We start from the raw sequence: 13,643 nt of genomic DNA, 5'->3' as shown, positions 1-13,643 counted from the left end.
TCACATACCGCACGTTTTGGTCCATCGTTCTCTCACATCACTGCAGCTTGACGCGGATCGCCGCCAGTTCTGCAGCGGTGACCCCATTCCCCGTCAGGAACGATTCGACTTCCAGCGAACCCAAGAAGGCCCTCACGCCAGCCCGCTTCTGCTCCAACCAGGCCTCAAACTCCTCGTCTGAAAGGTAGGGATCGTGCGCATGCGGTGCCCCGTGGGTACGGTGCCGCTCATTGATCCCCCGCGCCGCAAGTTCATAGCCGCGCAGGATTTCGTCATCACCAATACCGGCCAAACGTTGCAGCATGAGTGCGATCACCCCGCTGCGATCCCTGCCCGCCGAGCAGTGAATCACGACCTTGCCAGGCGCGGCCGCGATGGCTTTGAAGACGGCCGCAATCTTCCCGGCAAACAGCCCCACATACTCGCCGTACCGCGCCGGGTCCTTCAGGTACGGGCCGAAGAGCTCGCCAAAATCGCTACGGTCCGGGTCCTCCGTGGGGCAATGCACGACGTCGATTCGAGCCTTCACGTCGTACGGCACCTCGGGATCGGTGTCGCGTTGCCGCCGCTCGCCCGAGGCGCGCAAATCGATGACAGTGCGGATGCCGTCGTCGTACATTTGGCGCCACCCAACTTCGGTAACCCACTCGTGGCGACCCATCCTGTACACACCCCCCGCGATCCGCCAGGCGTTCACGGCGCCATCCCAGTGGACGCCTAACTGCGGTGCTGTCCCGTCCATAGGAGCCAGCTAAGCACATTCGTCCGGGGCGATGTGAGAGAACATCCGCCGAAAGGCGTGAGGAAATGAGAGAACATCCGCCGAAAGGCGTGAGGAAATGAGAGAACATCCGGTGAAAGGGCGGTGGATGTGAGAGAGGGACGGAATGGGGGTATTGCGCGGGGCGAGTGACTCATGTCATACTCGTTCTCGATGCGCATCGACGATACGTATCGACGACACGAACAAAGCACGCACACGAACAACAAAGCACGCAACACCAGCAGCACAGAGCACCACAGAGCAGCACAGAACCACACGCAGACCGTTCAGCAGAGAGCGCAAGGAGGCCGGGACATGCCCACCAGCAAGGACGTTGCCCAGGCCGCCGGCGTTGCACAGAGCACGGTTTCCTATGTTCTCAGCGGCAAGCGGCCCATCTCCGAGAAAACGCGGAAAAAGGTGGAGGACGCCATCCAGCAGCTGACCTACCAGCCAAATGCAGGAGCCCGCGCACTTGCCAGCCGCAGGACGCGCGTAATCGGCCTCGTTATCCCTTTCATCCCCGAGTTGCACATGGCATCGATCATGGAGTTCGTCTCCGTGATCGCCAACACCGCCCGCCTCTATGACCACGACATCCTGCTGGTCACTGAGGATGAGGGCGCACCTGGGCTGCAGCGTGTGGTGGGCCAGCAGATCTGCGACGGCCTGATCCTGATGCAGGTGGAAGGCGACGACGAACGCCTCCCGGTGGTCCGCAGCCTCCACGTTCCCGTGGTGCTGATCGGCATCCCGCATGATCCTTCCGGTTTGGTTTGCATTGATGCCGACTTTGAAATGGCCGGAGAACAATGCGTCCAGGACCTCGCCGCGGCAGGCCATGAAGTCATCTCCGTCCTTGACTGGCAGCCGGAAGTGGTAGACCGCCACGTGAACTACGTTGAGCGGTTCATGTCCGGCACCGACAAAGCCGCCCAAAGCCTGGGCGTCAAAGTGCTTCACCTCCCTGGCGGAACTGATCGCGAAGCGATCGCGGAATCCGTGGACAAAGCCTTGGCGGAGACCACCGGAGTACCTGCGTTTATCGCTCCGGACGGCACCGTTCAGGACGTTCTTCGACGCGTCCTGACCAGCCGCGGCCTGACTCCTGGCACGGATGTCTCAGTCATCGGCAGCGCTTCCCCCACCTTGGCTGAGCTTCAGCCCGTCCCCCTTTCCACCATTGACCTCCGCCCGGCCGAAGTATCCCGCCGTGCGGTGAAGATTATTTGCGATCTCCTCGAAACCGAAAACCAGGGACCAACCGAATCCCTGGAATTGGTACCCACGGTCATTACGCACCGTGCCAGCACGCTGCGTCCACCCCACGGCAGCTAAACCCTCTCAAAGCACCCTGTACTACAGTTTCCGAATTCATCGATACGCATCGTCGATACGCATCGATAACTCAACCCCCAGAAAAAAGGAACAGACAATGAAGTCAGCACAAAGGACAACCCGTCGTCCTCTTGCCCTCGCCGTCGCTGCATTGGTCGGCCTCCCCTTGGCCCTCTCAGCCTGCGGGACCTCCACTGCAGCTTCGTCGTCGGAGGCCGTCACCGAAATTTCCGTGATGGACTACTACAACAACGAGCCCGACAAGTCCTTCATCGGTGACGCCCTTACCAAGTGCGGCACCCAGGCAGGTGTCACCATCAAGCGGGAGACCGTTCCGGGCAAGTCCCTGATCTCCAAGGTGCTCCAGCAGTCCTCCTCCAAGACGCTTCCGGACGTGCTCATGCTGGATAATCCGGATCTCCAGCAGATTGCCGCCACCGGCGCCTTGGCTCCCTTGGCAGACTTCAAAGTCAGCACTGACAACTTCGCCGAGGGTGTCCTGAGCGCAGGCACCTACAAGGACAAGGTGTACGGGCTGGCTCCCACCGTGAACACCATTGCCCTGTTCTACAACAAGGACATCCTTTCCAAGGCTGGCGTCACCCCGCCCACCACCTGGGATGAGCTGAAGGCAGCAAGCGCGAAGCTCACTGCGGGCGACCAGTACGGGCTCGCGTTCAATGCCAACCCCACGTATGAAGGCACCTGGCAGTTCCTCCCGGTCATGTGGTCCAACGGCGGCGACGAGAAGAAGATCGACACCAAGGAGACCGAGCAAGCACTGCAGCTCTGGACCGACTTGGTCAAGAGCGGCTCCGTCTCTTCCTCCGCCCTCAACTGGACCCAGGCCGATGTCAAGGACCAGTTCATGGCCGGCAAAGCAGCCATGATGGTCAACGGCCCGTGGCAGATTCCGGCCCTGGATAAGCAGCCCACTCTGCAGTACGGCGTGGTCAAGATCCCCGTTCGTGAAGCCGGCCAGACGTCCGTTGCCCCGCTGGGTGGCGAGGTGTGGACGGTCCCCCAGACCGGTAACAAGGCACGCCAGGCCAAGGCTGCAGAAGTGGTTGCCTGCCTGAACAGCGACGAGAACCAGATGGCCATGGCCAAGGTCCGCAACACCATTCCTTCCAAGACCACGCTGGCGGATAAGTTCGCCACCGAAAACCCGAAGCTTGCTACGTTCACGGAGCTGATCAAGACGGCCCGGGCCCGCACCGGCGAGCTCGGTACAGAATGGCCCGCCCAGGCAACCAAGATCTACACCGCAATCCAAACAGCCCTGACCGGTAACGCCTCCCCGGCTGATGCCCTCAAGCAAGCGCAAGGCCAGTAAGCGGCGAGCCATGTCATTGACAACAGATTTGTCGCAAACAGCGGCACGTTCCACCGGAAAGGCCAAGGCAAAGGACGGCCGCCCGGCAGGCTCGTCTATAGAAGCGCAGAAACCACGACGCCGGACCCGCCAACGTCGCGAGCGCATCTTCCAGTGGCTCTTCCTGGTCCCTGCCGTGGTCTACATGGCGCTGTTCTTTGGCTACCCGGTGGTCAAGAACGTCGTCATGAGTTTCCAGGACTACACCACGGCCACCTTCTTCACCGGAGAAGCCCCATGGGTAGGGTTGGCCAACTACGTAACTGTCTTGTCGTCGTCGTTGTTTTCCACCTCGCTGCTGAACACCGCACTGTTCACGATAGGTTCCATCCTGGGGCAGTTCGTGATCGGGCTGGCGTTGGCGATCTTTTTCCAACGCAAGTTCCCGCTCAACGGCATCCTGCGGTCGCTGCTCCTGCTGCCGTGGCTCCTTCCCTTGATCGTCTCCAGTGCCGTGTGGCGTTGGATCCTGGACAAGGACAGCGGCGCACTCAACCGTTTCCTGGGCGATCTGGGCATCGTCGATACCGGCGTTCCGTGGCTGACCAGTACCTCGTTGGCTTTGATCGCTGTGGTGGGGGTGAACATCTGGATTGGCATCCCGTTCAACCTGACCATCCTCTACGGCGGCCTGCAGGAGATCCCGGATGAGCTGTATGAGGCCGGGTCACTCGATGGCGCCACGGGTTGGAAGGCGTTCCGGCATATCACGTGGCCGATGCTCCGGCCGGTAGTGAGCGTGGTGCTGGTTCTCGGCGTCGTCTACACCCTCAAGGTGCTGGACATCATCCTGGGCCTGACCAACGGTGGCCCGGCGAACTCGACCCAGACCATCGCCACCCAGTCCTACGATCTCTCCTTCCACGAATTCAAATTCGGCGAAGGCGCGGCCCTGGGCAACGTGCTGGTCATCATTTCCCTGGTCTTCGCGGTCCTGTACCTGCGGGCAAGCCGACGCGCTGTGGATGAGTGAGGAAACCATGACAACCGTACTGAAAGCACCCACGCTCCGGCTTGGCAGATCAAAAGCAACAGGACGCACGAACTGGGGCTACACGGCGCTTGCTATCTTCTTCCTGGCAATCATGCTGTTCCCGGTCTACTGGATGGTCAACGCCTCCCTGCAGCCCAACGGCACTACCTTGGAAACCTCGTGGTTGCCCTTGAAGCCCGACTTCACGGGCTATGCCACAGCCATCAATGAGCAAGCCGGGAACCTCGGCACGAGCCTGGTCATCTCCCTGGGCAGCGTGGCATTGAGCCTGGCAATCGCAGCCCCGGCCGCCTACGCGCTGGCCTACTTCAAGGTCCGCGGCGCAGGCGTTGTCCTGTTCGCCATCCTGATCAGCCAGATGATCCCCGGCATCGTAGTGGCCAACGCCCTGTACACGGCGTACAACGACCTCGGGCTGCTCAACTCCATTCCGGGCCTGATCCTCGCGGACTCGGCACACGGAATTCCGTTCGCCATCCTCATCATCCGGGCGTTCATGAACGGCATGCCGGCATCCGTGATCGAGGCCGCGCGGGTGGACGGGGCGGGGCATGTGCGGGCGTTCTGGTCGATCGTGATTCCGCTGAGCCGGAACTCGCTGATCACCGCAGGACTCTTTACGTTCCTGTTCGCCTGGAGCGACTTCCTCTTCGCATTGACGCTCACCACCACGGAAGCGGTCCGTCCGGTCACCCTGGGCATCTTCCAGTACATCGGCGCCTACGTGAACGACTGGAGTTCAGTGATGGCGACGGCGGTACTCGCCTCCATCCCGGCCATCGTCCTGTTGGTCGCGGCCCAAAAATACATCGCCGCAGGCACCACCGGCGGCGCGGTCAAGTAGACCGTCACTCATCAGAAGGAAAGAACCATGCCTGAAACAAGCAAGCCCATCCGCGTCACCGTCTGGAGCGAAAACCGGCACGAGAAGCGGGACGAACTCGTGGCACGCCTCTATCCCGAGGGAATGCACGGCGCAGTCAAGGCGGGCATCGAGGAGAACCTGGGTTCCGCCGTCGAGGTCCGGACCGCCACTCTAGACGAACCCGAGCACGGCCTCACCGAGGAAGTCCTCGCCAATACCGACGTCCTCACCTGGTGGGGCCACATGTCCCATGCAGACGTTGACGACGAGATCGTGGAACGCGTCCACCGCCAGGTCCTCGCGGGCATGGGCCTGATTGTGCTCCATTCGGGGCACTGGTCCAAGATCTTCACCAAGCTCATGGGCACCACCTGCACCCTGCGCTGGCGCTCGGAACATGATCGCGAGCTCGTGTGGACAGTGGACCCGACCCACCCCATCGCCAAGGGCGTGCCGCACCCCATCGTGATCCCCGAGCAGGAAATGTACGGCGAATTCTTCGATATCCCTACGCCCGAGGAGCTGGTGTTCATCAGCTCGTTCAGCGGAGGCGAAGTCTTCCGTTCCGGCTGCACGTTCCGGCGCGGCCACGGCAAGATCTTCTTCTTCAGCCCCGGCGACCAGGACTACCCCGTCTATCACCACAAAGACATCCGTCGCGTCATCGCCAACGCCGTGGAATGGGCCGTCACCGACCGTCCCGAGCGCGCCGTCCCGGAGCTGCTCAGGTATGAAACCAACGACTTCTTCAACGGCAAGAGCTACCAAGGAGCCAACGCGTGAGCACGCCTTTCGCCACAATCCCCGACGACGGCACTCCCCTTCGCGTCGTCGTGGTCGGTGCCGGGGGCATGGGCCGTGCCTGGCTTCGAACCGTTGAGGCGTCACCGTTGGTGGAGCTCGTGGGCATCGTGGATCTGGACCTTGCCACGGCCTCAGAAGCGGCAGCCTCTCTGGGCCGTCCCGACCTTCCGGTAGGTGCCGGCACGGCGGCACTGGCGTCCGACGCCGGAGCCCAAGCGGTCATCAACGTCACCGTTCCAGTCGCGCATCATCCGGTCACGACCGAGGCACTCGCTGCGGGCCTGCCGGTCCTTGGCGAAAAGCCCGTGGCCTCGACGGTGGCGCAAGGGCTGTCGTTGGCAGCAGCTGCTGAGCTTCACGGCCAGCTGTTCATGGTCAGCCAGTCCCGGCGCTACAACCGGCAGCTGTTTGAAGCCAAGCGGCTGTCCGTGTCTCTCGGCCGTGTTGGCATTGTTTCTGCCGAATTCTTCAAGGCGCCTCATTTTGGCGGCTTCCGCGATGCCATGGACCATCCCTTGCTATTGGACATGGCCATCCACCAGTTCGACATGGCCCGGTTCCTGCTCGACGCCGATCCCGTTTCTGTTTTCTGCGAGGAGTACAACCCCTCCTGGAGTTGGTACCGCGGTGATGCCGGGGCCACGGCCGTCTTCGAAATGACCGGCGGGGAGCGCTTCGTGTTCAACGGAAGCTGGTGCAGCCCGGGCCAGGAAACCTCGTGGAACGCCTCATGGCGGATCAGCGGCGAGCACGGCACGGTCTTGTGGGACGGGGACAACGAACCTGTTTCCTCGACGCCTGTTCCTCCGGGGCCCGGTGCTTCCGATCCGGGCCAGGAAATCACTGGCTCGCTGCGCGACTTCGTATCTGCAGTCCGCACTGGAAGCACTCCAATGGGCCAGGTGCACCAGAACATCATGAGCCTGGCCATGGTGGAGGCGGCCATTCTGAGTGCCTCGTCCGGGGCCCGGGTTTCCGTGGATGCGCTGCTTGAGAACTCGTACCAACAGGCCCTCCTTGCCGAACGGGACCCCGCTGTGTTGGAGGTCTTGAAGTCCTGGACATCGGTTCGCAGTGCGCTTGCCGGAGACAGTGCTCTTGCCGGAGGCAGTGCGCTTGCGGGGGAAGGCGTTCGGCTGTGACGCGGAAGCTGCGGGTGGGCATGGTGGGCTACTCCTTCATGGGCGCGGCCCACTCGCATGCGTGGCGAACCGCGCCCCGCTTCTTCGATCTCCCACTTGCGCCCGAGCTGACGGCGCTGGCTGGCAGGAATGCTTCCGGTGTTCAGGCAGCCGCGGACAAGTTCGGTTGGGATTCCGTAGAGACCGATTGGCGTCGCCTGATTGAGCGCGATGACATTGACCTGATCGATATCTGCTCCCCCGGAAACACGCACGCCGAGATCGCCATCGCCGCCTTGGAAGCGGGCAAACACGTGCTCTGCGAGAAGCCCTTGGCCAACAGTGTTGTGGAGGCCGAAAAGATGACCGCTGTCGCATCCTCGGCCGCCGAGCGGGGCGTGTACTCGATGTGCGGTTTCACGTATCGGCGAACTCCTGCACTGGCCCTGGCAAAGCGGATGGTGGACGACGGCCGGCTGGGCGAGCTCCGGCACGTCAGGGCCCAGTATCTCCAGGACTGGTTGTCGGACGCGGACGCCCCTCTAACGTGGCGCCTGGACAAGTCAAAGTCCGGCTCCGGTTCACTGGGTGATATCGGTGCGCACAGTATCGACGCTGCCCAGTGGATCACCGGGTCCAGCATCACCGGGGTTTCGGCCCTCATGGAGACGTTCGTGAAGGAACGGCCGATCGGCGGGGACCTCGTAGGGCTCGGTGGGCATGGCGGTGCCGACGGTCCGCGCGGGCAAGTAACTGTGGACGACGCAACGATCTTCACCGCCCGTTTCCAGGCAAAGACATCCGGCGGCGGTAAGACATCCGACGCTGGCCCGATCGGCGTGTTCGAGGCGACGCGGTTCGCCCTGGGACGGAAGAACGCCATGCGGTTGGAACTCAATGGCACGCTCGGCTCGTTGGCTTTCGACTTCGAGGACATGAACTCGCTGTCCTTCTACGATGCCTCCGAGGAGGACGCCGGTTTCCGCCGGATCATCGTGACGGAACCATCCCACCCCTACGTCGGAAACTGGTGGCCCACAGGGCACGGCCTGGGCTACGAGCACGGATTCACGCATCAGGTGGTGGACCTCGTGAATGCCTTCGGCGCTGGCGAGCAGCCCTCGCCGTCGTTCTCTGATGCCTTGCAGGTACAGAAAGTGCTGGCAGCGGTTGAGGCCAGCGCCGTGGCTGGGAGCCGTTGGCAGAAGGTGTGAACGTGCGGGCTTCCTGCCTGCCTGAACGTTGCGAACCCGCTGTTTCGTGGTTGGGCAACAACGAAACAGCGGGTTCGCAACGTGTTAGTGGTTTAGCGTTTGGCGAGCTGAGTTAGCTTCACCGCAGAGAGCAGTGCTGATGCGTAGGCCTGATATCCGGCGTCGTTCGGATGGAAGTTTGCATCCAAAAACGGCTGCGTGAGATCCAGGACGATCCAGGGATTGTCTGAGTTGACCGCGTGCCCGATGAATCGCTTTGTCACATCGATGAACACGGCGTTGGTCCCGCTGCCTTCCACAGCCGCTGCAATGGTCGCGTTGAGGGCATCAATAGCTTGATTCACGAGTATTTGGTTCTGGACGGGAACAATTGTGATCCCATTGGTCACAATGTCGCCCTGCGACGGATCAAACAGGCGAGGGTAGCCCAGAACAGCGATGACAGCGTCCGGTGCCGCCAGCTGGATGGCCTGGTATGTTGCCTCGAGCTGGGCCTGAAGGATACCAAGCTGCAGGTTTTGAATGATGCCTTGAACTGTGGCTGCGCAAAGCTGTGTATCCGGTGTAGAGCAGGCCTGCAAGGCAAGCAAACTGCCGGCATCCACGGCACCAGCTGTGATGCTGACCAGATCAGCACCCGCCAAGGCCTGCTGCCCGGCAAGGATCTGTTCCCCAACTGTCGGCGTCACTCCGTCATAGAAGGGTGGGACGGGGAACAACACAGCGCCATGGCACGCAAGATTGGCCACCAAGGTGACCTTTGGCGAGGCGTCCACAAGGTCGGCGTAACCACCGGGGCTTTGCCAACAAGCAACGGGCGGCCTGCTCAAGTCCCCCGCCCCCGTCCCTGCCGTGTACGAATCGCCGAGTGCCACATACGTGATGGGTGGCGGCGGTGCGGCGGTCGCCGGACTGGCCGTGAATCCTAACGTGAGTGCAAGGGCGGCCAATCCGCCTGCAAAAGCCAAGTGCCGGCGTCGTGCTCGATGAGTTGCCATGGTGTTTCCCCTTCATGCTGCTCTTTGGGGCTCCGGTGGTCCGTCAAAAGGGATCACTTCGCGGCTCGCCCACCCGTCGGCCGCGTACGGGGCAATGTGTTGGCCAGATTACGCCCGGCAGGCAATGCGGTACAGACCCATCGACAAGCTATTTTTGGGCTTTCACTTTCCGGCGGTAAAGGATGTTTCCAACCAGCGAGATTGTGCCGCCGATAAGCAGCGCGACCCCTATCAAGGGCAAAAGCGCTACAGCCTTCTTGGATGGTCCTTCCAAAGGAATCTCAAGCGTTCCGGTGATGTCATCAGGGTGGTAGGTGACATCGATGGCCTCGCCGATCCCGTAGGCGCAGGGCTCGGCGCTGGTTCCTGGAGGAGTGCGGTACGTGGCGCCATCGATCACGACGTCGGCTATAGGCTCGCAGAGGCCTTTTGTACTGATCTTTTGGTCAACCACGATTCCGTGCCCGGCCACCGTGCCCTCGCGCGGCGGTGCGTTATGGAAGAGGAGCAGCCATAGAATTCCAAGAACGATTGCAATAACAGCCGCGCGAAGACTGAACCGTGGCTTGCGGGGCATGTCCTGATCTGCCGGTAAGAGCGTCATATCGCTGGCCAACTACGCGCTGTACCTGGCCAGCCTGAACTCCAAGCCGTTCCGCACCGCGGGCCATTCGTGTTCCAGGATGGAGAACACCACGGTGTCGCGAAGCACTCCGTCCTTGGTGCGCGAGTGGTTCCGCAACACACCGTCCTGCTTGGCGCCGAGGCGGGCGATCGCGTCGCGGGATTGGTGGTTGAGCCAGTGCGTCCGGAATTCGACGGCGGGGCAGCCCAGGGTTTCAAAGGCATGCTGAAGAAGCAGCAGCTTGGAGTCGGGGTTGGTGCCTGTTCCGTGGACGGACGCTGCGTTCCAGGTGGAGCCGATCTCGACGCGCGGAGTGGCGGCATCGATGTTCATGTACGTCGTCATTCCGATGACCTTGCCGGTGCTGTTGAGCCTGGTGGCGAAGGGCACCATGGAACCTTGGGTTTGCAGGCCCAGCCTCCGCTCAATCTCCGCAGCCATACCGTCCGGCGTGGGTACGGAGGTGTACCAGAGCTTCCAGAGTTCGCCGTCCTTGGCCGCCTCCACAAGGTCGTCGTGGTGATCTGGCCGCAAGGGTTCCAGGGTCACGAATTTGCCGGTCAAGGTGATGGGTTCAATCGAGGTCACCCGGCTAGCCTAACGGTTACGCGATGGTCAGTCGTTCCAGTCGAAGAAGCCCTTGCCTGTTTTGCGGCCAAGCTCCCCACGGGCAACTTTGTCCCGCAGGATCTGCGGCGGAGCAAAGCGGTCACCCAACGTGGAATGCAGGTACTCCGCGATGCCCAGACGAACATCAAGACCCACGATGTCGGTGGTCTTGAGCGGCCCGGTGGGGTGTTTGTACCCCAGGACCATCGCGGCGTCGATGTCCTCCGCTGATGCCACACCCTCCTCAACCATGCGCATAGCCTCCAAGGCAATAGCGACGCCCAGCCTTGAGGACGCAAAGCCGGGCGCGTCATTAACGACGACGGCGGTCTTGCCGAGTGCCTCGGTCCAGTTTTTCGCCGCTTGGGCGAGTTCGGGCGAGGTCTCTTTGGCCAGCACCACTTCGATGAGGGTAGAGGCGGGCACCGGGTTGAAGAAGTGCAGCCCGATGAAGTTGGCTGGCCTGCGGAGTTCATTCGCCAAGTCCGTCACGGACAAAGACGACGTGTTTGAGGCAAGGAATGCATCTGCGGAAAGGCGGTCCTCCACCGCTTTCAACGCGGCGACCTTGAGATCGTAATCCTCGGGCACGGCTTCTACCACCAGGCCGCAGTGGATGAAGGATTCGTAGTCTGTCGACGTGCTGAACCTGGCCAACGCTTCTTCAGGGGTTTCGCCCAGGGTGCCACGGGCCGCGGACTTGGCCACTGCGTCTGCTACCCGCCCCTGCGCCCCGGCGGCTGCCTCATGATCCCTCTCCACGACGATCACGGTGGCCCCCTTGGTCAGGAACGCATGCGCGATTCCCGCACCCATCCGGCCACCGCCAAGGACTCCAACAACGTGGGGAATCGCGGGTACTGCTGTCATTTCTGAATCCTGTCGTCGTTGGCAGCGGAGTTGGATGAGTTGGCGGCCTTGCCTGTGTCCTTCTTGTCCAGGAAAGCCTGCATCCTGTCGAATTTGGCTTGGGATTCGAAGAGGATCCCTTGGGCAAGGGTGTCGATCAGCGGGTGCGCTTCCGCAGGAGCGTGGAACACCGACTTGGTAATGCGGACCGCAAGGGGATCCTGGCGGCCGATCCTGTCAGCCAGATTGTGCGCGGCCTCCATGAGCTCAGGGGCCTCGTGAATCTCAGTGATCAAACTGATACGCAGGGCTTCCTCGGCCCTCAACACGGCGCCGGCGAGGAGGATTTCCTTGGCTTTCGGCTCGCCCACGAGCTCCTTGAGCCGCCAACTGGCGCCGGCTGCGGCAAGGATTCCCAGTCCTGTTTCGGGGTTGCCTATCCGCACACTTGGGGTCCCGATGCGGAAATCTGCCGCATAGGCAAGCTCCGCACCGCCGCCCAGACAATAGCCGTCCAAAGCTGCGATGACGGGCATGGGCAGCTTGGCGATGCGCATGAAGATGGTTGAGTTGATCCCCCGCAGTGCGTCATCCCGTCGGCGTTCCCGGAGTTGTCCAATGTCCGCGCCCGAGGCGAAGACGCCGTCCGTGCCCGCGATGATCAGGACCTTGGGGTTGCGCTCCAGTTCGGCACAGACGAGGTGAAGCTCGTCCACCATGGTCTGGTCTATCGCATTGCGTACTTCGGGACGGTTGAGCAGAACAGTGAGCCTGTCGTCACGTTCCTCGAGAAGAAGGGTGCTGAAGTCTTCCTGGTTCAGTGCCATTTACACGCCTTCCAGCAGCATTGCCGTGCCCTGGCCCACGCCGATGCACATCGTGGCAAGGCCAAGCTTCGGTCCATTGTTGCTGGCAAGCTCCCGCTCCATGCGGCCCAGAAGGGTAATGGCCAGACGTGACCCGCTGGAACCCAGCGGGTGCCCCAAACTGATGGCACCGCCGTCGTTATTGACGATTTCCGGGTCCAGCCCCAGGCGCCGCATGCTGGCAAGGGACTGGGTGGCAAAAGCTTCGTTGAGCTCCACTGCGCCAAGCTGGTCCACGGTGAGGCCGGTGCGGGCAAGGACCTTCTGCGTTGCCGGGACAGGACCGATGCCCATGATTTCCGGTTCGCAGCCCGCCGAAGCGCCATCGATGATGCGGGCGCGGGGCGTCAAGCCGAACTTCTTGATGGCTGCCTCGGAGGCGACGATGATCGCAGAGGCGCCGTCATTGAGGCTGGACGAGTTGCCCGCAGTGACTACGGAGCCACCGGGGACTACTGGCCGAAGCCCCGCCAGGACATCCATGGTGGTGCCTTCGCGAGGACCCTCATCAGTGTCCACCACGGTCTCGGACTTGCGGGTCTTGACGGTGACCGGAACGATCTCTTCCTTGAACCGGCCGCCTGCAATGGCCGCCAAAGCGAGTTCGTGCGAGCGGACAGCGAAAGCGTCTGCGTCCTCGCGGGAGATGTTGTCCACACGGCCCACTTCCTCGGCCGTTTCAGGCATGGAGTAGGTCATCTTGCCGTCGCGGGAGAGCTCGCCCTTGGTGAAAAGCGGGTTGACGAAGCGCCAACCGATGGACGTATCGAAGATCTGGCCCGGCTTGGCGAATGCAGTGATGGGCTTCTCCTGGACCCAGGGTGCCCGACTCATGGATTCGACGCCACCGGCCACCACGATATCCGCGGCGCCGGACTTGATCATCTGGCTCGCCATGATGATGGCGCTCAGGCCCGAGGCACAGAGACGGTTCACGGTGATGCCCGGAATGTGGAGGGGAAGCCCGGCGAGGAGGGTTGCCATGCGGGCCACGTTGCGGTTTTCCTCGCCAGCGCCGTTGGCGTTGCCGAGGATTACCTCATCAATGGAGTCAGGATCGACGCCGGCACGCGCCACTGCCTCACGGACCACCAGCGCGGCGAGGTCGTCAGGACGGACGGAGGACAATGCCCCGCCGTAACGTCCAACCGGCGTCCGTGCGCCGCCAACAAGAAAAGCCTCGACCATGAGAACATCCTTCGCGAAGTGAAAGGGACCGGCC

General features: G+C 62.1%; 14 protein-coding genes. 7 read left to right on the top strand and 7 right to left on the bottom strand.

From position 1 onward, the window contains the following. Nucleotides 1–37: 37 nt before the first annotated feature. Nucleotides 38–742 carry a tyrosine-protein phosphatase gene (locus AC6I97_RS07160; RefSeq protein WP_497944515.1) on the bottom strand — a complete coding sequence of 235 codons (705 nt, stop codon included), beginning with the start codon at nucleotides 740–742 and terminating at the stop codon, nucleotides 38–40. 336 nt (nucleotides 743–1,078) lie between these two features. Here AC6I97_RS07160 and AC6I97_RS07155 point away from each other — a divergent pair, with 336 nt between their 5' ends. The 7 genes from AC6I97_RS07155 (at nucleotide 1,079) to AC6I97_RS07125 (ending at nucleotide 8,474) form a co-directional block, all read left to right on the top strand. Then, nucleotides 1,079–2,101 carry a LacI family DNA-binding transcriptional regulator gene (locus tag AC6I97_RS07155; protein WP_224165245.1) on the top strand — a complete coding sequence of 341 codons (1,023 nt, stop codon included), beginning with the start codon at nucleotides 1,079–1,081 and terminating at the stop codon, nucleotides 2,099–2,101. Nucleotides 2,102–2,198: 97 nt separating this feature from the next. Next, a complete protein-coding gene (locus AC6I97_RS07150; protein ID WP_497944514.1) occupies nucleotides 2,199–3,437 on the top strand; it encodes a sugar ABC transporter substrate-binding protein in 1,239 nt (412 codons plus the stop codon). 10 nt (nucleotides 3,438–3,447) lie between these two features. Continuing rightward, on the top strand, nucleotides 3,448–4,449 hold the full coding sequence (locus AC6I97_RS07145) for a carbohydrate ABC transporter permease (RefSeq protein WP_497944513.1): 1,002 nt from the start codon (nucleotides 3,448–3,450) through the stop codon (nucleotides 4,447–4,449). A 7-nt stretch (nucleotides 4,450–4,456) separates the two neighbouring features. Next, nucleotides 4,457–5,314 carry a carbohydrate ABC transporter permease gene (locus AC6I97_RS07140; RefSeq protein WP_497944512.1) on the top strand — a complete coding sequence of 286 codons (858 nt, stop codon included), beginning with the start codon at nucleotides 4,457–4,459 and terminating at the stop codon, nucleotides 5,312–5,314. Nucleotides 5,315–5,341: 27 nt separating this feature from the next. Beyond that, entirely contained in the window at nucleotides 5,342–6,118 is a 777-nt protein-coding gene (locus tag AC6I97_RS07135; RefSeq protein WP_224088737.1) for a ThuA domain-containing protein, read from the top strand. Continuing rightward, nucleotides 6,115–7,281 (top strand): Gfo/Idh/MocA family protein, encoded by a 1,167-nt coding sequence (locus AC6I97_RS07130; protein ID WP_497944511.1) that lies wholly within the window; start codon nucleotides 6,115–6,117, stop codon nucleotides 7,279–7,281. Before AC6I97_RS07135 ends, AC6I97_RS07130 begins: the two co-directional genes overlap by 4 nt. Nucleotides 7,282–7,301: 20 nt before the next feature. Continuing rightward, nucleotides 7,302–8,474 (top strand): Gfo/Idh/MocA family protein, encoded by a 1,173-nt coding sequence (locus AC6I97_RS07125; protein ID WP_497946964.1) that lies wholly within the window; start codon nucleotides 7,302–7,304, stop codon nucleotides 8,472–8,474. Nucleotides 8,475–8,566: 92 nt separating this feature from the next. On the opposite strand, the gene AC6I97_RS07120 is transcribed toward AC6I97_RS07125, so the two are convergent. From AC6I97_RS07120 to AC6I97_RS07095, 6 genes are all read right to left on the bottom strand, one after another. Next, entirely contained in the window at nucleotides 8,567–9,472 is a 906-nt protein-coding gene (locus AC6I97_RS07120; RefSeq protein ID WP_497944510.1) for an SGNH/GDSL hydrolase family protein, read from the bottom strand. Between the two features lie 148 nt (nucleotides 9,473–9,620). Then, a complete protein-coding gene (locus AC6I97_RS07115) occupies nucleotides 9,621–10,076 on the bottom strand; it encodes a hypothetical protein (protein ID WP_497944509.1) in 456 nt (151 codons plus the stop codon). Between the two features lie 12 nt (nucleotides 10,077–10,088). Further along, nucleotides 10,089–10,685 (bottom strand): GNAT family N-acetyltransferase, encoded by a 597-nt coding sequence (locus tag AC6I97_RS07110; protein ID WP_309925233.1) that lies wholly within the window; start codon nucleotides 10,683–10,685, stop codon nucleotides 10,089–10,091. 27 nt (nucleotides 10,686–10,712) lie between these two features. Further along, nucleotides 10,713–11,576, bottom strand: coding sequence for a 3-hydroxyacyl-CoA dehydrogenase family protein (locus AC6I97_RS07105; protein ID WP_497944508.1), 864 nt, complete (start codon nucleotides 11,574–11,576; stop codon nucleotides 10,713–10,715). Then, a complete protein-coding gene (locus AC6I97_RS07100; RefSeq protein ID WP_497944507.1) occupies nucleotides 11,573–12,382 on the bottom strand; it encodes an enoyl-CoA hydratase/isomerase family protein in 810 nt (269 codons plus the stop codon). The genes AC6I97_RS07105 and AC6I97_RS07100 overlap by 4 nt, the downstream gene beginning before the upstream one ends. After that, entirely contained in the window at nucleotides 12,383–13,609 is a 1,227-nt protein-coding gene (locus tag AC6I97_RS07095; RefSeq protein WP_497944506.1) for a thiolase family protein, read from the bottom strand. It abuts the gene before it with no gap. Between the last annotated feature and the right edge of the window lie 34 nt (nucleotides 13,610–13,643).

It is taken from the genome of Arthrobacter sp. TmtSoilC48 (assembly GCF_059739425.1).
This window is presented reverse-complemented; position numbering and strand designations above follow the sequence as displayed.

Excerpts from the sequence above, each read along its gene's own strand:
- AC6I97_RS07160 (WP_497944515.1), bottom strand. The coding sequence starts at position 742 with ATGGACGGGACAGCACCGCAGTTAGGCGTCCACTGGGATGGCGCCGTG.
- AC6I97_RS07155 (WP_224165245.1), top strand. The coding sequence starts at position 1,079 with ATGCCCACCAGCAAGGACGTTGCCCAGGCCGCCGGCGTTGCACAGAGC.
- AC6I97_RS07150 (WP_497944514.1), top strand. The coding sequence starts at position 2,199 with ATGAAGTCAGCACAAAGGACAACCCGTCGTCCTCTTGCCCTCGCCGTC.
- AC6I97_RS07145 (WP_497944513.1), top strand. The coding sequence starts at position 3,448 with ATGTCATTGACAACAGATTTGTCGCAAACAGCGGCACGTTCCACCGGA.
- AC6I97_RS07140 (WP_497944512.1), top strand. The coding sequence starts at position 4,457 with ATGACAACCGTACTGAAAGCACCCACGCTCCGGCTTGGCAGATCAAAA.
- AC6I97_RS07135 (WP_224088737.1), top strand. The coding sequence starts at position 5,342 with ATGCCTGAAACAAGCAAGCCCATCCGCGTCACCGTCTGGAGCGAAAAC.
- AC6I97_RS07125 (WP_497946964.1), top strand. The coding sequence starts at position 7,302 with ATGGTGGGCTACTCCTTCATGGGCGCGGCCCACTCGCATGCGTGGCGA.
- AC6I97_RS07120 (WP_497944510.1), bottom strand. The coding sequence starts at position 9,472 with ATGGCAACTCATCGAGCACGACGCCGGCACTTGGCTTTTGCAGGCGGA.
- AC6I97_RS07115 (WP_497944509.1), bottom strand. The coding sequence starts at position 10,076 with ATGACGCTCTTACCGGCAGATCAGGACATGCCCCGCAAGCCACGGTTC.
- AC6I97_RS07105 (WP_497944508.1), bottom strand. The coding sequence starts at position 11,576 with ATGACAGCAGTACCCGCGATTCCCCACGTTGTTGGAGTCCTTGGCGGT.
- AC6I97_RS07100 (WP_497944507.1), bottom strand. The coding sequence starts at position 12,382 with ATGGCACTGAACCAGGAAGACTTCAGCACCCTTCTTCTCGAGGAACGT.
- AC6I97_RS07095 (WP_497944506.1), bottom strand. The coding sequence starts at position 13,609 with ATGGTCGAGGCTTTTCTTGTTGGCGGCGCACGGACGCCGGTTGGACGT.